The following is a 20,796-nucleotide window of genomic DNA, read 5'->3' as shown; positions in this document are numbered from 1 at the left end:
GCAGCAATGGATCATCACCCAGCCCCCCCTCTGTCCGACCAGTTCGCCGCTCTCGAAGAATGGTGGCGGCTGGCCGGTGTTTCGGAAGATTTTAGCGAACAGCCCGCTTCCTGGCTCGCCGATACGACAGAGGACAGGCAGGCTGCACTGGCTCAGGCAAAGAAGGCTCAGGCAGCTAAGCTGGCAGCTGCAAAAACCCGGAACGAAACGCCTTCTGTTGGCGGAAACCGGGAGAAATGGCCGGAAAAGCTGGCCGATTTCCAGAGTTGGTGGCTCACCGAATCGACTCTCGATGAAGGGGGTGCCTATCCACGCATAGCTCCACGCGGCAGCACCGGGGCGCGTCTGATGATCGTCGTTCCCGAACCCGAAATCGACGACAAAGAAAAGCTCCTCAGCGGCCCGCATGGCAGGCTGATCGAGAACTTCCTTCTGGTGGCAGGGCTGACACCGGAAGAGACCTATTTTGCAACGGCGCTTCCGCGGCATACACCGCTGGCGGACTGGAGCGGTCTGGGGCGAGCCGGCATGGGCGATATATTACGCCATCACATCAATCTGGTAGTTCCCGAAAGGGTTCTTTTACTCGGTCGCAACATTTTGTCGCTACTTGGACACGACACAACGCAACACACTGCACGTTTTGCAGAAATTACCCTTCAAGGGGTAGAAATGCCAACACTTGCAGGCATGGACCCGGGTATGTTGCTGAGACACCCACGGTTACAGGGCCATCTCTGGCAATGCTGGCTCGATTGGACGGAGGGCAAAACGTGACCAGACAGACACGTGGTTTTCTGGGGCTTGGCGTTCTGGCGATATCCGCGACTGCGCTCTGTGCGCAGCCCGCTCAGGCAAGGTCCGCAAGGGAATATTTCGTTGCGCATGCGACGCAGAACGGCGCGCCTACACAGCTCGACCGCGAAGATACAGCCTATTACACCGATCTTTTCAACGCGATAGACCGGCAAGATTGGAGCACAGTCGAGAGTCTCTTTGCGCAAAAGCAGGACGGGCTGCTTCATCCTATCGCCCGAGCCGAATATTATCTGGCGGCCAATTCTCCGCGGGTAGAGCTCGACAAGATCGAAGACTGGCTGCGCACCGGGCGCGACCTTCCCGAAGCCGCGCAGATGGCCCGGCTGGGCCTGACGCGCGGTCTCGGTACGATGCCCGATCTGCCGCAAGAACAACGTTTCGTATCGCAGCATACGATCCCCAAGCGCACCCGCCCGCGCACGATCAGTGACGGCACCATGCCGGATTCGATCCGCTCCCGGATCCTCGACCGGATTGTGAACGACGATCCCGACGGAGCTCGTCAGTTGCTCGATGGTATCGATGCTTCGCTCAGTTCCGACGCTCGCGCCGAATGGCGCCAGCGCGTGGCCTGGAGCTATTATATCGAAAATATGGACCCACAGGCGCTTGCGATGGCGCAGACCGTCAGCGCGGGAAGCGGCCCGTGGGTGGCAGAAGGCGAATGGGTCGCCGGGCTTGCCGCATGGCGGCTTCAGGACTGCGATACCGCCCTCGCATCTTTCGACCGCGCGGCTTATAAAGCGACCAATCCCGAATTGCGCTCTGCCGCTTTCTACTGGGCCAGCCGTTCAGCCCTGCGCTGTCGCCAGCCCGAACGCACTGCGGAATTGCTCCGCGGCGCCGCGCGGGAAGACGAAACACTTTATGGCATGCTGGCCAGCGAGCAACTGGGCAAAGCCTTGCCCCGACGTGTGGATCATTCCGATTTCAGCCGCGATGACTGGCGTGAGCTGGAAAATATCAACAATGTCCGCGTTGCTGTGGCCCTTATGGAAATCGGGCGGGACAATCTGGCCAGTCAGGTCCTGATACATCAGGCCAAGATCGGCAATCCGCAGGATTATGGCGCGCTGTCGCGGCTCGCCCGCGATCTCGGCATGCCTTCGACCCAGCTTTACATGGCCTATAATGCCCCTCCGGGGTCTCAGGCCGATCCGGCCTCGCGTTATCCCACTCCGAAATGGCAGCCAGTCACGGGATGGCAGGTCGATCCGGCGCTTGCCTATGCGCATACATTGCAGGAATCGAACTTCCGTCCCAATGTCGTCAGCCCGGCCGATGCCAAGGGGCTGATGCAGATTACCCCGATCACGGTGCGCGAACATGCACCGGCGCTTAAAATGAATGCCAGCCATGTCGATCTGAGCGATCCGCAGGTCAATCTGGCTTTCGGTCAGCAAAATCTGGAAATGCTGCGCGATGCACCGGCCACCCATGGCCAGTTGCCCAAGATTATGGCGGCCTATAATGCCGGCCTGTCGCCCGTCACACGGTGGAATACCGAAATTAACGACGAAGGCGATCCGCTGCTCTATATGGAATCGATCCCTTATTGGGAAACGCGCGGCTATGTGGCCATCGTCATGCGCAATTACTGGATGTATGAGAGGCAGGCGCAGGCGGATTCGACGAGCCGGGTGGCGCTGGCCCAGAATGACTGGCCGCTCTTCCCGACCGGCACTGCATCGGATAGCAATAATGGGCGGGTCTATCTTTCAGCCTCGGCTGAGCAGGATACGGATGGGAGCTTGAACTAAGTGGCAATCGATCAGGACAGAATTTTCAAGCCTATCCGGATTGCTCTGCTTACCGTTTCCGACACTCGCGGCCCTGATGAGGATACATCGGGCGATGTTCTGGCCAGGCGGATCGAAAAAGCCGGGCACACACTCGCAGCGCGCGTCATCGAAAAAGACGATGCAGACATCATCGCCAGACGTTTCCAGAGCTGGATTGACGATCCGATGATCGATGCGGTCGTTTCAACCGGCGGAACCGGCCTGACCGGCCGCGATGTAACGCCCGAAGCGCTGGAACGCGTCAAGACTAAGGACATCCCCGGTTTCGGCGAATTGTTCCGCTGGATCAGCTATAATACGATTGGCACCAGCACGGTCCAGTCGCGCGCCTGTGCCGTGGTCGCGCAGGGAACCTATATTTTCGCCCTGCCCGGCTCCAACGGCGCGGTGAAAGATGGCTGGGACGGTATTCTTTCCGAGCAGCTCGACAGCCGGAACCGGCCTTGCAATTTCGTGGAACTGATGCCGCGCCTCATGGAAGTCTGACCGGAAGGCGAAGCGCCACGCAGGCGCGTTCGCCTCAGCCATCTCATCCCAGCATCGGTTTGAGATAATGCCCGGTAAAACTGCGCGGCTCTCTGGCGACATCTTCGGGCGTACCGGAAGCGACGAGTTCCCCGCCCCGCACACCGCCTTCAGGCCCCATATCGAGTATCCAGTCCGCTGTTTTGATAACATCGAGATTATGCTCGATCACCACTACTGTATTGCCCTGTTCGACAAGGCGGTGCAGCACTTCGAGCAGTTTGCGAACATCTTCGAAATGGAGACCGGTGGTCGGTTCGTCCAGAATGTAAAGCGTCTGCCCTGTGGAACGGCGGGCCAGTTCCTTGGCCAGTTTGACGCGCTGCGCTTCCCCGCCCGACAGGGTCGTCGCCTGCTGACCGACCTTCACATAGCCGAGCCCCACTTCATTGAGCATATGCATCTTGTCGCGGATCGGCGGCACAGCCTTGAAGAATTCTTCTGCATCCTCGATCGTCATGTCGAGAACATCGGCAATACTCATACCCTTGAATCGCACTTCGAGCGTTTCGCGATTATAGCGCTTGCCGTCACATTCTTCGCAGGTGACATAGACATCGGGCAGGAAGTGCATTTCGATTTTGATAAGCCCGTCACCCTGACAGGCTTCGCAGCGTCCCCCCTTCACATTGAAGCTGAACCGTCCCGGCTTGTAACCGCGTGCCTGCGCCTCAGGAAGCCCGGCGAACCAGTCCCTGATATTGGTAAACGCACCCGTATAGGTCGCCGGATTGGAACGCGGTGTCCGGCCGATCGGTGACTGATCGATCTCGATTACCTTGTCGCAATGGTCGAGGCCGGTAATCCTGTCATGCTTCCCGGCGACAATCCGTGCACCGTTCAACTGCCGCGCAGCCCCCGCATGGAGCGTGTCGATAGTGAAAGAGGATTTGCCCGATCCCGACACACCGGTGATACAGGTAAATGTACCCAGCGGAATGCTGGCGGTTACATCCTTGAGATTATTCGCTTGCGCGCCATGCACCGTCAGCTTTTTACCGTTCCCCTTGCGGCGTTTTTTCGGCACATCGATAGCACGCGACCCGTTAAGATATTGAGCGGTCAGCGACTTTTTCGACTTCAGAACCTGTTTGAGCGTCCCTTCGGCCACGATGCTGCCGCCATGCACACCGGCACCGGGGCCAAGGTCCACCACATAATCGGCACTGCGGATGGCATCTTCATCATGCTCCACGACAATCACTGTATTTCCGAGATCGCGCAGGCGCTTCAGCGTTTCGAGCAAACGGTCATTATCGCGCTGATGGAGACCAATCGAGGGTTCATCGAGCACGTATAGCACGCCCGACAGACCCGAGCCGATCTGGCTGGCCAGCCGGATACGCTGACTTTCGCCGCCGGACAGCGTGCCTGATGTCCGGTCCAGATTAAGATAATCCAGCCCCACATTATTGAGGAAACCGAGCCTTTCATTGATTTCCTTGAGAATGGCCTTGGCAATTTGTTGTTGCTGATCGGTCAGCTTTTCATTGAGCCCGGCGAACCACTCATATGCCGAAGCCACGGAAAGAGCGACCGGCCCGGAAATGCTTTCGCCCGCCACCTTTACGGCCAGTGCTTCGGGTTTGAGACGAGCACCACCACAGGTTTCGCAAGGCTGTGCCGTCTGGAAACGGGCCAGTTCATCACGCATCCATGCGCTATCGGTCTGCATCATCCGGCGATTGAGGTTGCCGATCACACCTTCGAATGCTTTTTCGACCGTATAGCTTTTGCGGCCATCCTTGAAAGTCAGCGGCACTTTCCGGCCCTTCGTGCCGAACAGGATGATATCGCGATGCTCCTTTTTCATCTCGGCCCAGGGCGTTTCGAGATCGAAATCGTAAGCCGTCGCAAGGCTGGAAAGCACCTGCATATAATATGGCGAGGGCGGATTGCTTTTTGCCCAGGGAACGATGGCGCCTTTTTTAAGCGTTAAAGTGTCATTCGGCACCACCAGCTGCGGGTCGAAAAGCTGTTTTTCACCGATCCCGTCGCAGGTCGGGCAGGCCCCTTGCGGCGCATTGAAGGAGAATAATCGCGGTTCGATTTCCTCGATCGTAAAGCCCGAAACCGGACAGGCGAATTTTTCCGAAAAGACGATCCGGTTGGCGGGGAGCCCCGCACCTTTCAGATTGCCCGATCTTTCATTTTCTTCTTCACGCCCCGGTACGGCGCCGTCAGCCAGATCGACATAAGCCAAACCATCCGCCAGTTTCAGCGCGGTTTCGAAACTGTCCGCCAGTCGGGTTTCGATCCCCTCGCGCACGGCGAGGCGATCGACCACCACTTCGATGTCGTGCTTATATTTCTTGTCCAGCGCCGGAGCGTCCTGAATCTCGTAAATCTCGCCATCGATACGCACGCGCGTAAAACCGGCTTTCTGCCATTCGGCGAGTTCCTTGCGATATTCGCCTTTGCGCCCCCGGACCACCGGAGCGAGCAGGTAAAGCCGCGCCCCTTCGGGCAGAGCCATGACCCGGTCGACCATATTCGATACTGTCTGCGCTTCGATCGGCAGGCCGGTCGCCGGCGAATAAGGCACACCTACACGCGCCCAGAGCAGGCGCATATAGTCGTAAATCTCGGTCACCGTAGCCACGGTGGAGCGCGGGTTACGGCTGGTGGTTTTCTGTTCGATCGAAATGGCCGGTGAAAGCCCCTCAATATGCTCCACATTGGGTTTCTGCATCATTTCGAGAAATTGCCGGGCATAGGCGCTGAGGCTTTCGACATAGCGCCTTTGCCCTTCAGCATAGATCGTATCGAAAGCGAGACTGGACTTACCCGAGCCGGAAAGGCCTGTAATGACAATCAGCGCATCGCGCGGCAGATCGATATCGATACCCTTGAGATTATGTTCCCGGGCACCCCGAACGGAAATTTTTGTGAGCGACATACAGGCAGATGTTCCGCAAATGTTCGTATTGGTCAAGAGGCATTGAGCATGCCGCGCAAGGAATATGCCCAAGCATGTGGGTCGCATGGCTGATAATGCAATGACCGGTCCGAAGCGCTTTCATGTGCCCGTTTGGTCTCAGCTCACCGCATGAGAGCCACATCCATCCATATTCACCCTAAATGCAGCTCTGCTCGCCCGCTCTTTGCTTGTGGATCGGCATCCTATCGCGAAATGAAGCCCTGCTCTCCCCAAGCATATGTAAGGAGCTATTATGAAACGCGCAGCTTTTGCCACCATCGGTATTCTTTCGCTCGGCATGGGCACCGCCGCCATCGCGCAGACAGCGTCTCCCGCGGCACCGGCACAGCAAGCCGCGCCGGGGGCTTCCTCCTATAGCGATGCGGAAATTCAGGGTTTTGTCCAGGCTTTCATGAAGGTGCAGGAAATCAATCAGGACACCAGCATGGATCAGACTCAAAAACAGTCTGCCATGGTCAACGCCATCGAGGCGGCCGGCCTGACACCCGAAAAGTTTAACGAAATCGGCCAGGCGTCCCAGTCGGACCCGGCACTGGCTCAGAAAATTCAGGAAACGGCAGGGCAAATGCAGGGTCAGTAACCCTTTCCCGCTATATAACGATTGTCAGGGCCCGGGCTTTACGTCCGGGCCTTTTCATTTGCACCTCGTTTTCACGCCATCCCCAGCCCCTGCCTAGGATCGCTGAAAAGATCCGGCTATAAGCCCGCTATGTCCCATCGCCTTTTTATCGGGATCGCTCTGCCGCTCCGGGTCAAAGATCTGTTGATCGACTGTATGGAAGGGCTGGATGGCGCCCGCTGGCAGGATGAAGATCAACTCCATCTCACCTTACGCTTTGTCGGCGATGTGGATGCCCCGCTGGCCAACGATCTGGCCGCCCGGCTGCGCATGGTGGCAGCGGAAAGCACGGCTTTCCCCGTTGCCATAGACGGTGTCGGCCATTTCGAACGCAAGAAAAAGCCCCATACACTCTGGGCCGGTCTGTCCCCTTCGCCTGACCTGCTCGTTCTGCAAAGAAAGGTCGAGCGTGTGTGTCAGCTCGTCGGCCTCGAACCCGAAACCCGACGTTTCACGCCGCATATCACTCTGGCTCGCCTGAACAGCGCAACTGGCCCGATAGCGCCTTTTCTGGCAAACCATGCCCGCCTGCAAAGTCCGCCCTTCATGGTCGACCATATTATTCTGTATGAAAGCCATCTTTCACGCAACGGATCAATGTACGAAGCGGTTATGCGTTACTCTCTGAAATAAAAGATCCACGATTGCAGATATTTTACAAGGCATTACATGGCATCTTTCTTTAAAGAGGGACGGCACCTCTTGACTGGAACAGAGCCAGTTGCCCTATGTTTTCTCATAGAAGTATATTTCCTTGCAGGGAGCAGCCAATGTCCGATATTCCATCCTCCGATCCATTGCGGCCAAAAACCGGTCCGGACGATAAGCCTCCCTATGGTGAGAGCTTTTTCGTCGGCGGCTTTCTGGGGTTGAGCGGTCATAACTGGTCATGGATTGCGGTCCGCGGGGTATTTGCCCTGTTGCTTGGCATCGCCGCATTGTTCGCCCCTGGCTTCACGCTGTTTGCTTTCGCTCTGGTCTTTGCGGCTTTCAGCTTTGTGGACGGTATCGCGATGCTGATAACCGGTTTTCGCCGGCCCAATACGCATTCCGGCCGCTGGTGGGCTTTGATCCTGTCCGGTCTGGCCGGGGTTGCCGTGGGTGTGCTCTTTATCGTCTGGCCGCTTGCGACAACCTTTGCCTATGCGCTGCTGACGGTAATGCTCATCATCGGTTGGGCGCTGCTGACGGGCGTTCTGGAAATCGCCGCCTCTATGCAATTGCGCAAAGAAGTGAAAGGCGAATGGCTGATGGCCCTGTCCGGTGTGTTTTCCGTGTTGCTGGGGCTGGCGCTGCTCTGGCTGGTCTTTGCCAATCCCGCGATCACCATTCTGTCGGTCGCCTGGCTCATTGCCCTTTACGCCTTCATGAGCGGGATCACCCTCCTGGTGCTGGCATTCAAGCTTCGCAAACATGCCAATTCAAACCAATAAAACTACTTGAATATAATACACAGAGAAAGATGAGAGACAGAAAGAAATATTACCGGAACTTTCTGTCTCTCACTCTTGGCATTTGATATCGTGGCCAGCTATTCAGTTTCTATTGAAACATTGGTTGCCAGTCTGACGGCAACCTCAGGGAGTTAGCGATGATTAGACCAATTCTGGCCACAACCGCATTGGGACTGGTGCTGAGCGGCTGCACCACCACCGGCGGCACAGCCATGGACGACAATGCAATGGAAACCAGCAACGCAACCGAAAAAGTTACTATCCCCAAAGCAACCGGGGTTTTCGCGCAGCCGTCCAGCCTGCCGTTCCATGCTCCCGATTTCAGCAAGATCAAGGATAGCGACTATCTGCCCGCCATAAAGCAGGCAATGGCTATTCATCGGGCCGAAGTGGACGCCATCACCCATAACCCTGCAGCTCCGACCTTCGACAATACCATTGTCGCACTGGAAAAGTCCGGCCGCATGCTAAATCGTGTGCTGGCACCTTTCTACGGTGTGATCGGTGCCAATACCAATGACACGCTCGATGCCGTGGATGCGGAAATCTCGCCCGAACTGGCTGCGCATTCCGATGCGATCATGCTCGACCCCGACCTCTTCGCCCGTGTGAAAGCGGTCTATGACAATCGCGCAGCGATGAGCATGACGCCGGAAGATTCCGCTCTGCTCGAAAAGACTTATGAAGACATGGTCCATGCCGGCGCATTGCTTTCGCCCGCCCAGAAGCAGGCAGTGAAGGAGCTTAACAGCCGGCTTTCCACTCTCACCACGCAATTCTCCCAGCGCCTGACCGAAGCGACGACCGATGGTGCGCTGGTGGTAAGCGACAAGGCCAAACTCGCAGGCCTGTCCGACGGCGATATCGCCGCTGCTGCCAAAGCGGCTGAAAAGCGCGGTATGGCTGGCAAATATGTCCTCCCGCTGCAAAACACCACGCAACAGCCGCAACTGGCAGATCTGACCGATCGTGCCACACGCGAAGCATTGTTCGATGCAAGCTGGACACGCACGGAAAAAGGCGATGCCAACGATACACGCGGACTTATCAAGGAAATTGCCGAATTACGTGCCCAGAAGGCCGCTCTTTTCGGTAAACCCGACTGGGCCAGCTATGTGATGTATGATCGTATGGCCAAGGACCCTGAAACGGCCATGAATTTCATGGAGCAGATGGTTCCGGCGCTTGCCGCCTCGCAACGCGCCGAAGCGGCGGAACTTAATGCAGCGATCAAGGCCGACGGTAAGAACTTCACAGTTAAGCCATGGGACTGGAATTTCTATTCGGAGAAGGTGCGCAAGGCGAAATACGATCTCGATGAAAATGCCACCAAGCCTTATTTTGAAATCAAAAGCGTGCTGGAAAACGGTGTATTCTATGCTGCCAATCAGCTTTACGGCCTGACTTTCAAGCAGCGCACCGATATTCCGACCTATCACCCCGATGTCTGGACCTACACCGTCTATGATAAAGACGGTTCCGAGCTCGGCCTGTTCTATTTCGACCCCTATCAGAGGGACAGCAAGCGCGGCGGCGCGTGGATGTCCAACTTTGTGGATCAGAGCTTCCTTTTCGGGGACAAGCCCGTGATCTATAATGTGCTGAACATTCCGAAAGCGCCCGATGGTGAACCGCAGCTGGTAAGCTTCGACAATGTGGAAACCATGTTCCACGAATTCGGCCATGCGCTGCACGGTTTCTTCGCCCATCAGAAATATCCCAGCCTGTCGGGCACAGCGGTGGCTCGCGACTTCGTAGAATTCCCGAGCCAGATCAATGAAATGTGGGCCAGCAATCCGAAAGTGCTCGCGCATTATGCGAAGCACTATCAGACAGGCGAAACCATCCCCACCGAACTGATCGACAAGATCAAGGAAGCTGCCAAATTCAATCAGGGCTATGCGCTGGGCGAAACCATGGAAGCCGCCATGCTGGATATGAAATGGCATTCGCTCAGCGCCGATCAGGCCGCCAGTGTGAATGTAGACGCTTTCGAAAAGCAGGCGCTTGGCAGTCTGGGACTGGAAACCGCACTCGTTCCGCCACGCTATCGCAGCTCCTATTTCCGCCATATTTTCACCAATGGCTATGCGGCTGGCTATTATTCCTATCTCTGGACAGAAATGCTCGCCAAGGATGGCAGCAAATGGTTCCGGGACAATGGCGGTCTCAGCCGCAAGAATGGTGACCATTTCCGCCAGACGGTGCTGAGCAAGGGCGGTACGCAGGACTATCTGCCGATGTATCGCGCCTTCACCGGACATGATCCGCAGGTTGAGCCGATGCTCGAATCGCGTGGTCTTACGGGCGAAAACACCGCACAGTAAGGCTGGCAATCAGACAACGAAAAGGGGCGGATCCGACGATCCGCCCCTTTTCAAATCCACCTGCTCAAAAGCCAGCGATTGACCGTTTTGGCAAAAGCTACGATCAGATTGTAACGTAGTCGATGACCTTCATGCGCTCCATCATCGGACCGACATAAAGCGGCGGAACCGGCTGAACACCCAGCGCCCAGGCCATGATGTCCACATCATTCTCGTCCAGTAAAGCCTCGAACCAGGCGAGATCCGCCTCGTTCCACCCGGCATGATATTTGTCGAAGAAGCCGCCAATCATGAAATCGGCTTCGCGCGTACCGCGATGCCATGCACGGAAGCGGCAGCGAGCAATGCGGGCTTGCCTGTCAGGCTTGGTTTGTTCGGACATATCGACCATGTCCGCGCGGTAAGACACTCGTCATCTGTGCGCAAGCGTCTATAGCAGCCCTATGCGTCCCGAATTGCTCAATCCCCTCTTCGCCGACACGGAAAGCATGGACGGAGTCGGCCCGAAACTGCGCAAACCGCTTGCCCGGCTGGGGCTCACCCGCCTGCGCGATCTCCTGTATCATCTGCCCGACCGTTTCGTGCAACGCCATTCGGTTTCGACACTCGACGACGCCACGGTGGGTGAACAGATTGTCGCTCCGCTCACTCCTATCGAGCATAAAGCCAGCGCCGGACGCGGGCCATTCCGGGTGATGGCTCAGGATGAGGCAGGCAATATATGTGCCCTGACCTATTTCGGTCGCGCATCCTATACGGCGAGGAAACAGCTTCCGACGGGCGAGAAGCGCTGGATTGCAGGGCGGCTCGACCAATATGGTCAGATGCTCCAGATCGTTCATCCCGATCATGTTGCACAAGATAGCGCCGGGGCGATGGGCAAGCTTGTCGAGCCGATCTATCCGCTCGCCGAGGGGCTGACCCAACCGCGCATGGCCGCCCTTGTCGGGCAGAGCCTGTCGCATTTGCCCGACCTGCCCGAATGGATCGAATCCGGTGTGATGCAGAAACAGGGCTGGCCGGCATGGAAAGAAGCACTGTTGCGAGCCCATAAAGCAGAGGATAAACCCGCACGGGACCGTCTGGCTTATGATGAATTGCTGGCCAATAGTCTGGCGCTGATGCTGGTGCGTGCCGCCAATCGTCAGCGCAAGGGGCAACCCCTTTCGGGTGACGGTCATCTGCGCCGGAAACTCGAACTACCCTTCCCGCTCACCGGAGCCCAGAAACGCTCCATAGCCGAAGTGGAAGGTGATCTCGGTCAGACATCGCCGATGCTGCGCCTCCTACAGGGCGATGTCGGCGCCGGGAAAACCGTGGTGGCGCTGGAGGCTTTGCTGATTGCGGTAGAATCCGGTGCACAAGGAGCGATGCTGGCACCCACCGAAATCCTGGCCCGCCAGCATTACGAGACATTGCGGCAGATGGCGGCTCCGACCGGTGTGCAAATCGCACTCCTCACCGGACGCGATAAAGGCAAGGCGCGCGAATCGATCCTCATGGGATTAATGGACGGATCGATCGATATTGTGGTCGGCACCCATGCGATCTTTCAGGATGCCGTGACCTATCGCAATCTGGCTCTGGTGGTGATTGACGAGCAGCACCGCTTCGGTGTCGGGCAAAGGCTGATGCTCACCCGCAAAGGCCGCGTAACACCGCATTGTCTTGCCATGACGGCAACCCCCATTCCGCGTACGCTGACACTCGCCGAATATGGAGAGATGGATGTCTCGCGCCTTGATGAGCTGCCACCGGGAAGGCAGGCCATCGATACGCGAGTTATTTCCAGCGAACGACTCGGTGATGTTGTGGCCGGGCTGGAGCGGCATTTCCAGCAAGGCAATCAGGCCTATTGGGTCTGTCCCATGGTTCGCGAAAACGAAAATGAGGATATCGCCGCTGCCGAAGCTCGTTACGCCGGGCTGAAAGAACGGCTGGGCGACGATGTGGTGCTCGTCCACGGCCAGCTTAAATCCGAAGAAAAAGACGCCGCGATGGAACGTTTCGCCAGAGGCGATGCGAAGCTGCTCGTCGCTACCACGGTGATTGAAGTGGGGGTGGACGTTCCCAATGCCACATTGATGGTTATCGAACAGGCCGAACGTTTCGGGCTTGCACAACTTCACCAACTTCGCGGACGGGTGGGGCGCGGCTCGAAAAAGTCTGTCTGCCTGCTTATCCGGGGAGAAAATTTGTCCGAAACCGGCCGTGAAAGGCTTGCCCTCATGCGCGCCACACAAGACGGGTTCAGACTGGCAGAGGAGGACTTGCGCCTGCGCGGCGGCGGTGAGCTTTTGGGTACGCGCCAGTCTGGGGATAGTCCCTTCAATGTGGCCAGTCTCGAACAGATCCAGCAACTTCTGCCTGTCGCCCATGACGATGCCAGACTGCTTGTCGAACGTGATGGCGGGCTCGACAGTCCGCGCGGAGCCGCCGCGCGCATCCTGCTCTATCTCTTCGAACGTGACTGGGGCGTTCAGCTCTTGCGGGGCGGATAAAAATTTTTAAGACAGAATCAACGAAAAGGGGTGGCACACAGGTCTGTTCTTCCCATATGAAACCCGCGCAAAATCAGTTCCATTCAATGAGGATGCCAGCATGAACAAATACCTCCAGCATTATATCGGCGGCCAGTGGGTCGATTCCGACGGTTCCGAAACGAAAACCGTCATCAATCCGGCCACTGAGGAAGCTGTCAGCGAAGTCATTCTCGGCACGGCTGGCGATGTCGACAAAGCCGTACAGGCCGCGAAGAAGGCTTTCCCGAGCTATTCACAGACAAGTAAGGAAGAGCGCCTTGCCCTGCTGAAGAAAATTCAGGAAGAATATGCCAAGCGCGTTCCCGATATTGCCAAGGCGATTTCGGAAGAAATGGGCTGCCCGATCGATGTGGCCAGCACGGCCCAGTCAGGCTCTGGCCTTGGCCATATCGCCTCAACGATCAATGCACTTGAAAATTTCGAAATGGTCGAATCAACCGGCGATAACCGGGTGGTTTATGAAGCCGCCGGCATCGTGGCGCTGATTACGCCATGGAACTGGCCGATGAACCAGATTGTCGCCAAAGTGGCCCCGGCCATTGCCGCCGGCAATTGCGTTATCCTCAAGCCTTCGGAACAGACACCCGGTTCGGCGCAGATTTTCGCTGAAGTACTCGATGCTGCCGGCGTTCCGGCCGGTGTCTTCAATCTCGTTCAGGGCGATGGCCCCGGCGTCGGCACAGCTCTGGCTCAGCACCCGGATATCGATATGATTTCCTTCACCGGCTCAACCCGTGCCGGTATTCAGGTGGCCAAGAATGCTGCCGACACGGTGAAGCGTGTCCATCAGGAGCTTGGCGGCAAATCACCATTCATCGTTCTGCCCGGCACGCCTCTCGAAATGGCGCTTCCGGCCGGAGCTGGTGGTATGCTGCTTAATTCTGGCCAGAGCTGCGTTGCCCCGACACGTTTCCTGATCCACAAAGATCAGTATGACGATGCAGTGAAGATGCTGGCCGATATTTTCGGTTCCAAAGCTGTCGATGATCCGTCCAAATCGGGTGAACATATCGGCCCGGTCGTCAATAAGAGCCAGTATGACAAGATTCAGGGCCTGATCGAGAAAGGCATTGAAGAAGGTGCCAAGGTTGCCGTGGGTGGTCTTGGCCGTCCCGAAGGTCTCGACAAGGGCTATTATGTTCAGCCGACGATCCTTGGCAATGTCAGCAATGACATGACGCCGGCTCGTGAAGAAATCTTCGGCCCGGTTCTGGTCGTCATTCCTTATGACGACATCGATCAGGCTGTCGAAATCGCCAATGATACGCCTTATGGTCTCGGTGCCTATATTGCCGGTGACCCGTCAGTCGCCGTCAAGGTAGCACCGAAGATCCGTGCCGGCTCTGTGTTCATCAATTCCGGCGGTCTCGACTTCGCCTCACCTTTCGGCGGTTACAAGCAGTCGGGTAACGGTCGCGAATTCGGCAAATTCGGCCTCGAAGAATTCATGGAGAAGAAGGCTCTGATCGGCGATATTCCGTCCTGAGCCTTTCACACCACCTTATAGAGGAAGGGCGGCCCGGAAGCGGCCGCCCTTTTTATGCCCATTACTCAGGAGCTTCCCGCTCTTTTAGAATCATCAATCCGAAAAGCCGTCTGCCAAAACAATTATTCGTACCATTCTATCCATGCACCATGAGGATGTGCCTCGGCGAGCTGAACCCACTCCTCATGCCCCGGCCAGTAGCGGACTCTTAATTCGTGCCGGAATGTCTCTCGGTTGGTTTCCAGCCTTAGCCATGCGAGCGGTTTATCGGCAGTGGCTTTGCTTCCGGCCTCTTCCATTGCCGCAGTGATCCGGTCGCGCGTTTCAACAGACATATATTGCCACATCACGGAATGGAAAATGGCTCGGGTAACACCCTTTTTCTGCGGAGCTGCAAGACAGTTTTCCACGAAATCGCCGGCATCCATCGAAACCAGATCAGGTGGATTATCCGCCGCCAGAGTGATTGCCGCATCGATCCGGGCCAGCCGTTCGGTCGCATCGGGCCAGACATAGCTTTTGAGGCGCAATGCCTGAACCGGGTCCGAAATATCCACCGGTGCCACATCGCAACCGCGAATCGCCGTAATCTCCAGCGGCACCCGTGGCGGGGCAGACCCGCGCCATTCGGGCCTTATCTGCATAGGCGTTCGTTCAGGCCCAACCGATACGCCTCCCAGATCGTACCGATAACGCTCCATCATCGTATTGACGCCGGCACTGGCCCCCAGTTCATTCAGTTCGAAACACGGCCCCAATCTTTCGGATAACCACAAGAGTCCGGCTATAATACTGGCCGAGCGCCCCGCTTCATTGGTCTGCGGCGGACTGTCGAGCCAGGGCATGAGCCGTGCATCGTACATCTCGGCCATTTCCGCCACCAGCGCATCGATCGCCTTCTGATCGCTCGTCAGCCCGGCATAAATCGGCTCAAGGCGTTTATCTTCTCCGGAAAGAAACAGATAGTGTAGCCCTGCTGCCACACGCAAAGGGAGGGCATCTTCCAGCGATAGCCCTTGCCAATTGGCAATTCGTCGCCCGGTGGCGCTATTTCCTTCGAGAATAGCCAGTTCCGCCCGGATCACTCGTGCAGTGCAAGGGGCGTTGGCTTTCTCGCAATGGTTGGCCTGCCAGTCTATCGCTTCCCTGACATCCGTGATTTCCATTACTGCACGATCGCCCATGGACATTGCCCTTTTCGTTACGTCAGCCTACATGCGCGCCTATGACCAAGCCGCTGACCTTTGCCGTGCCCAAAGGGCGTATTCTCGACGAAGCGTTGCCAGTCATGGCTCGCGCAGGCGTGGTGCCGGAAAGCGGCTTCCACGACAAGTCCAACCGCAGCCTCAGTTTCGCAACCGAAAACAGCGATATGCGGATCATCCGCGTGCGCGCTTTCGACGTGGCAACTTTCGTGGCATTCGGTGCTGCCCAGGCCGGAATTGTGGGCTCCGACGTGATCGAGGAGTTCAATTATTCTGAGCTTTACGCACCGGTAGACCTCGATATCGGCCATTGCCGCCTGTCGGTTGCCGAGCCAGTGGAAGGTGCAGGAGCCGAACCGGTGGCCAATGCCAGCCATCTTCGCATCGCCACAAAATATCCGAATATCACCAGCCGCTGGTTCGAACGGAAAGGCATTCAGGCGGAATGTGTGAAGCTGAACGGCGCGATGGAACTCGCCCCGACACTCGGCCTTGCCGGACGGATCGTCGATCTGGTGTCCACCGGGCGTACTCTCAAACAAAACGGTCTGGTTGAGAAGGAACAGATCATGCCGATCTCGGCGCGGCTGATCGTCAATCGGGCGGCACTCAAGACCGATCCGCGTGTGGCTGAACTTGTCGACGCCTTTCGTGCCCTGACCGTACAGGAAGCAGCCTGATGCAACGGCTTTCCACCAGCGATAAGGATTTTGCGCGCAAATTTAACCGTGTGGTCAATGAGCGCCGGGAAAGCGATGCTGATATCGCGCAAACGGTGCGTGATATCCTTGCCCGTGTGAAAGCGCGCGGAGACGAAGCGGTGGCCGATTATACCAGCCGTTTCGACCGCTACACGCTGGCGACGGATGCGGATTGGATAATTTCGCGCGAAGCCTGCAAAATCGCTTTCGATGCGCTTGATCCCGAATTGCGCAAAGCGCTGGAACTCGCTGCCAGCCGTATCCGCACTTATCATGAAGCCCAGCTCCCCGCCGATCGCGATTATCGCGATGATACCGGCGTTCGCCTGGGAGCCAGATGGAATCCGGTAGATGCCGCGGGCCTGTATGTTCCCGGTGGCCGCGCAGCGTACCCCTCTTCACTTCTGATGAATGCGATACCCGCCAGAGTTGCCGGAGTAGAACGGCTCGTTATCGCCACACCTACCCCGAAAGGCGAAGTAAACGATCTTGTTCTCGCCGCAGCGCATCTTGCCGGAGTGGACGAGATCTGGCGCGTCGGGGGTGCGCAGGCCATAGCAGCTCTCGCTTACGGCACGGACCGGATCAGCCCTGTCGATGTCATTACCGGCCCCGGCAATGCCTGGGTGGCCGAGGCCAAGCGCCAGCTTTATGGTGTGGTCGGTATCGATATGGTGGCCGGACCGAGCGAAATTCTCGTCATTGCCGATGGGAAAAACGATGCAGACTGGATCGCCGCCGATCTGCTCAGTCAGGCCGAACACGATCCTTCGTCGCAATCCATTCTAATTACCGACGACCCGGTTTTCGCCGAGCGTGTGGAAGATCGCGTAGATGTGCAATGCGCTCTGCTCTCGACCAGCAAAGTCGCGCGACAGAGCTGGGACGACAATGGCGTCATCATACATGTGAACAGTCTCGACGAAGCTCCTGCTCTGGCCAATCGTCTCGCCGCTGAACATGTCGAACTGGCCGTAGACGATCCCGATGCACTCTTCAGCCGGCTGCGCCACGCAGGCAGTGTGTTTCTGGGTCGCTATACACCGGAAGCAGTGGGCGATTACGTGGCCGGACCAAACCATGTTCTGCCCACAGGGCGCCGGGCACGTTTTTCCAGCGGGCTTTCCGTGCTCGACTTCATGAAGCGCACCAGCTTCATTTCGCTGGACGAGAGCTCGATTGCTGCTATCGGCCCTGCCGCAGTTGCACTGGCCGAAGTCGAAGGGCTGCCCGCCCATGCCAATTCCGTGAAAGTCCGTTTGAAATGACAAGCAATGCCAAGGCCCGTTCCGCCGCTCGCCTCGCTGCCGTGCAGGCGCTCTATCAGCACGAAATGGAAAGCAGCAGGCTGATCCAGCTACTCGACGAATTTCACCAGCATCGCCTGGGTAAGGAGATCGAGGAGGATCAGTATAATCAGGCCGATCAGCCCTTTTTCGACGATATCGTGCGCGGCACTATATCGCGCATGGAAGAGATCGACGAGCTGGTGCAGAGCAAGCTGGCCGATGGCTGGACGCTGAAACGGCTCGACAAAACCATGCTGCAAATCCTGCGCGCGGGAGCCTATGAACTGGTTGCCCGGCAGGATGTCCCCAAGGCGACCGCAATCAGCGAATATGTCGATGTCGCCCATGCCTTTTTCGATGCCCGCGAAGCCAAATTCGTGAATGGCGTGCTCGACGCGGTCGCCAAGGACGCGCGCGACTGACCACCTGGCTTTTTATCGAAAAATACCGATGCGGATCGAGATTACGCTCGGAAACGTACAAAAGGGGGCCTGCTGAAAACCGGCCCCCTTTTTCTTTAGCCTATACTATCCGGGAATATCCCGACAGCGAGAATGGCCAGCAAGGCCAGCGGACACAACCAGCAAACCAGAAAGCGCCAGATTACCTGTAAACCGCCGCTCAACCCCGTTTCGGAATCGATCAGCCGGCGATCCGCAACCCACCCCACGAAGATCGTGGTCAGAATGGCCGCCACAGGCATGAAGATCTTGCTGGTCAGGCCGTCCAGAACATCGAATACGCCCTGTCCTTCAAATAGCGGGATAAAGTTCAGCGGGTAAAAATCAGCCAGTTGATTGGTCGACAAAGCCGAAAGAGCGCCCAGGATCATAGCACCGAAAGCTATCGTGCAGGCTGCCGGAACACGGCGCAGCCCGGTCTTTTCCATCAGCCATGACGTCGGAACTTCGAGCAGCGCAACCGAACTGGTCAGAGCCGCCACGCCCACCATCACGAAAAACAAGATACCGATTACCGAACCCAGCGGCATGGACTGAAACGCATGAGGCAATGTCTGGAACATCAGGGCCGGCCCGGCATTGGCGCCCAGTCCGGCAGCGAAGACAATCGGGAAAATGCACAAGCCCGCAACCAGCGCAACGAAAGTATCGGCACTGGCGATAATCACCGAGGTTCCCGCCAGATTGACGTTACGACCGACATACCCCCCATAGGTAATCATTCCCGAAACACCCAGTGAGAGCGAAAAAAAGGCTTGCCCGACGGCTGCCAGCATCACCGGACCGGTCAGCTTTTCCGGCTCGAAAGTGAACAGATAGTCCACTGTTTCAGAAAAGGCTCCGCCGAACGAACCATAAATGGTGATGGCGATCAAAAGGATGAAAAAGGCAGGCATGAGCCAGACCGCCATAATCTCGATCCCCGAGGAAACGCCCCGCGCCACAAAAAAAAGTGTGATCGCCAGAAAAGCGAAATCCAGTCCGACGGTCAGAGCGCCATTGCCGGCAAGACTGGGCCAAATGGCTTCGATCTCGGCCGGATCACGCCCCTGAAAAGCGCCGCCTGTCAGACCGGTCTGGAAAAGGTCGCTGATAAAAACCCAGATATAATGCAGCACCCAGCCCCCGACGACGCAGTAGAAACTGACAATCATGAAAGCCGAAAACACACCCAGCGATGCAAGAATGCTCCAATGGCGCGAGGCTCCCGATTCCCGCGCCAGGCGCCGGGCACTTTCGGGTGCGGAAGACTGACCGTGCCGACCGATCAGCGTTTCGGACAACAGAACCGGTAATCCGATCAGAACGACGCACAAAATATAGAAGACGACAAAGGCGCCGCCACCATTGGCTCCGGCTTCAGCAGGAAATCTCCAGAGATTTCCCAAACCGACGGCCGACCCGATAGCCGCCAGAATAAATGCCGATCGCGATGACCAGCCATCGCGACCACTTCCCTGAGACTCCAATGCCACTTATTCACGTCCCCGCAGCTTATAGAAATATAATACGATTTCTTGTGCAGTGTTTCGGCTCTCTCGTCGAGAGGGCGTCTTACGCGAATGTCACGTTCCCACCGCGAAGCAGACTGTCAAAGTGACGAAAAGCGGTTCCCCCTATCCCCGGATTTGCCTAGAGATGTTGCATGTCTACCAATTTTCAGCTCGATACCGCAACCAGCCGCGCCAATCCCACCCCTGCCCCTATGCGCCGTCTGACCGTACCAGCCATTCGCCAGCGCAAGATGAATGGCAAGGTGGAAGAACCGATTGTCATGCTTACCGCCTATACGGCACGACAGGCACAATTGCTCGACAGCCATTGCGATATTCTGCTTGTCGGGGATTCGCTGGGTCAGGTGATCTATGGCCTGCCGTCCACTCTACCCGTCACTGTGGATATGATGATCGCGCATGGCGCCGCAGTGGTTCGCGGCAGTTATCACTCTGTGGTCGTCGTGGATATGCCTTTCGGCAGTTATGAAGCCTCTCCGCAGCGGGCCTTCGAAAACGCTTCACGGATCATGGAGGCCACCGGAGCAGCGGCGGTCAAGCTCGAAGGCGGCGAGGTCATGGCGGAAACGGTGGCTTTCCTCGTCCAGCGCGGTATTCCGGTCGTCGGCCATGTCGGGCTGACACCACAGGCGGTCAACGTTCTTGGTGGCTACGGAGCACGCGGCCGCGATGAAGCCGAAGCCGAAAAAATTATGCAGGATGCACAAGCGCTGGATGAAGCAGGCGCTTTTGCCATCGTGCTGGAAGGGGTACTGGAACCTATCGCCATTGCCGTCACTCAGGCCCTTTCCTGCCCGGTCATCGGCATCGGCGCCTCCGCTCAGTGCGACGGCCAGGTCATCGTGGCTGAAGATATGCTGGGCATGTTCGAACGCGTTCCGCGCTTCGTAAAACGCTATGGTAATATGGCTGAAGCGATCTCCCAGGCAGCTGAACAATATGCCAGAGAAGTACGCGACAGGAGTTTTCCCGGCCCGGATCAGACCTATCAGCCCAAATAGTAAGTTGCCCATGTTAGCTTGAACCCACTCAGCAAGTGGCCTAGCGGCGGTACAGAACAGCCTCCATACCCTCCCGCCTTCCCTTTCATTTCGACAGGATAGTCTCACG

General features: G+C 57.2%; 17 protein-coding genes. 13 read left to right on the top strand and 4 right to left on the bottom strand.

Annotated features, from left to right (window positions below; translation table 11 throughout):
* Positions 1-6 precede the first annotated feature (6 nt).
* Genes D6851_RS01730 through moaB form a run of 3 tightly spaced genes read left to right on the top strand, consistent with a single transcriptional unit; the run spans position 7 to position 3,107 of the window.
* Entirely contained in the window at positions 7-777 is a 771-nt protein-coding gene (locus D6851_RS01730) for a uracil-DNA glycosylase family protein (protein WP_120323131.1), read from the top strand.
* A complete protein-coding gene (locus D6851_RS01725) occupies positions 774-2,579 on the top strand; it encodes a lytic transglycosylase domain-containing protein (RefSeq protein ID WP_238473888.1) in 1,806 nt (601 codons plus the stop codon). The genes D6851_RS01730 and D6851_RS01725 overlap by 4 nt, the downstream gene beginning before the upstream one ends.
* Entirely contained in the window at positions 2,580-3,107 is a 528-nt protein-coding gene (gene moaB / locus D6851_RS01720) for a molybdenum cofactor biosynthesis protein B (protein WP_120323129.1), read from the top strand.
* Positions 3,108-3,150: 43 nt separating this feature from the next.
* Here the strand turns inward: moaB and uvrA are convergent, their stop codons facing one another.
* Complete coding sequence (gene uvrA / locus D6851_RS01715; protein ID WP_120323128.1) at positions 3,151-6,045, bottom strand: excinuclease ABC subunit UvrA; 2,895 nt, start codon at positions 6,043-6,045, stop codon at positions 3,151-3,153.
* 274 nt (positions 6,046-6,319) lie between these two features.
* On the opposite strand from uvrA, the gene D6851_RS01710 reads away from it, so the two are divergent.
* The 4 genes from D6851_RS01710 to D6851_RS01695 all read left to right on the top strand — a co-directional run bounded on the left by D6851_RS01710 (position 6,320) and on the right by D6851_RS01695 (position 10,487).
* Positions 6,320-6,667 (top strand): DUF4168 domain-containing protein, encoded by a 348-nt coding sequence (locus D6851_RS01710; protein WP_120323127.1) that lies wholly within the window; start codon positions 6,320-6,322, stop codon positions 6,665-6,667.
* Between the two features lie 129 nt (positions 6,668-6,796).
* Positions 6,797-7,339: an RNA 2',3'-cyclic phosphodiesterase gene (thpR, locus tag D6851_RS01705; RefSeq protein ID WP_120323126.1), complete on the top strand. Its 543-nt coding sequence runs from the start codon at positions 6,797-6,799 to the stop codon at positions 7,337-7,339.
* Between the two features lie 137 nt (positions 7,340-7,476).
* Positions 7,477-8,139 (top strand): HdeD family acid-resistance protein, encoded by a 663-nt coding sequence (locus tag D6851_RS01700; RefSeq protein ID WP_120323125.1) that lies wholly within the window; start codon positions 7,477-7,479, stop codon positions 8,137-8,139.
* Positions 8,140-8,297: 158 nt separating this feature from the next.
* Positions 8,298-10,487: a M3 family metallopeptidase gene (locus tag D6851_RS01695; protein WP_120323124.1), complete on the top strand. Its 2,190-nt coding sequence runs from the start codon at positions 8,298-8,300 to the stop codon at positions 10,485-10,487.
* 103 nt (positions 10,488-10,590) lie between these two features.
* Here D6851_RS01695 and D6851_RS01690 read toward each other — a convergent pair whose 3' ends face one another.
* Positions 10,591-10,869 (bottom strand): FAD assembly factor SdhE, encoded by a 279-nt coding sequence (locus tag D6851_RS01690; RefSeq protein WP_120323485.1) that lies wholly within the window; start codon positions 10,867-10,869, stop codon positions 10,591-10,593.
* Between the two features lie 61 nt (positions 10,870-10,930).
* Between D6851_RS01690 and recG the strand changes: the two genes are divergently transcribed.
* Both recG and D6851_RS01680 read left to right on the top strand, forming a co-directional pair.
* Positions 10,931-12,988, top strand: coding sequence for an ATP-dependent DNA helicase RecG (recG, locus tag D6851_RS01685; protein WP_120323123.1), 2,058 nt, complete (start codon positions 10,931-10,933; stop codon positions 12,986-12,988).
* A gap of 100 nt (positions 12,989-13,088) precedes the next feature.
* Positions 13,089-14,516: an aldehyde dehydrogenase family protein gene (locus tag D6851_RS01680; protein WP_120323122.1), complete on the top strand. Its 1,428-nt coding sequence runs from the start codon at positions 13,089-13,091 to the stop codon at positions 14,514-14,516.
* Between the two features lie 122 nt (positions 14,517-14,638).
* On the opposite strand, the gene D6851_RS01675 is transcribed toward D6851_RS01680, so the two are convergent.
* Positions 14,639-15,700 carry a DUF2332 domain-containing protein gene (locus tag D6851_RS01675; RefSeq protein ID WP_238473887.1) on the bottom strand — a complete coding sequence of 354 codons (1,062 nt, stop codon included), beginning with the start codon at positions 15,698-15,700 and terminating at the stop codon, positions 14,639-14,641.
* Between the two features lie 41 nt (positions 15,701-15,741).
* On the opposite strand from D6851_RS01675, the gene hisG reads away from it, so the two are divergent.
* The 3 genes from hisG to nusB are packed head-to-tail and all read left to right on the top strand — an operon-like array spanning position 15,742 to position 18,133.
* Positions 15,742-16,401, top strand: a complete 660-nt coding sequence (hisG, locus tag D6851_RS01670) for an ATP phosphoribosyltransferase (RefSeq protein ID WP_120323121.1) — start codon at positions 15,742-15,744, stop codon at positions 16,399-16,401.
* Complete coding sequence (gene hisD / locus D6851_RS01665; RefSeq protein ID WP_120323120.1) at positions 16,401-17,690, top strand: histidinol dehydrogenase; 1,290 nt, start codon at positions 16,401-16,403, stop codon at positions 17,688-17,690. Before hisG ends, hisD begins: the two co-directional genes overlap by 1 nt.
* The gene (gene nusB, locus D6851_RS01660) at positions 17,687-18,133 is read left to right on the top strand and encodes a transcription antitermination factor NusB (protein WP_120323119.1); all 447 of its coding nucleotides are present in this window, start codon (positions 17,687-17,689) and stop codon (positions 18,131-18,133) included. Before hisD ends, nusB begins: the two co-directional genes overlap by 4 nt.
* Positions 18,134-18,228: 95 nt before the next feature.
* Here the strand turns inward: nusB and D6851_RS01655 are convergent, their stop codons facing one another.
* The gene (locus D6851_RS01655) at positions 18,229-19,647 is read right to left on the bottom strand and encodes a sodium-dependent transporter (protein WP_338014720.1); all 1,419 of its coding nucleotides are present in this window, start codon (positions 19,645-19,647) and stop codon (positions 18,229-18,231) included.
* 170 nt (positions 19,648-19,817) lie between these two features.
* Between D6851_RS01655 and panB the strand changes: the two genes are divergently transcribed.
* Entirely contained in the window at positions 19,818-20,687 is an 870-nt protein-coding gene (gene panB, locus D6851_RS01650; protein WP_120323117.1) for a 3-methyl-2-oxobutanoate hydroxymethyltransferase, read from the top strand.
* The last annotated feature ends 109 nt before the right edge of the window (positions 20,688-20,796 follow it).

The sequence above is a fragment of the Altericroceibacterium spongiae genome (assembly GCF_003610805.1).
GTDB classification, from domain to species: domain Bacteria; phylum Pseudomonadota; class Alphaproteobacteria; order Sphingomonadales; family Sphingomonadaceae; genus Altericroceibacterium; species Altericroceibacterium spongiae.
This window is presented reverse-complemented; position numbering and strand designations above follow the sequence as displayed.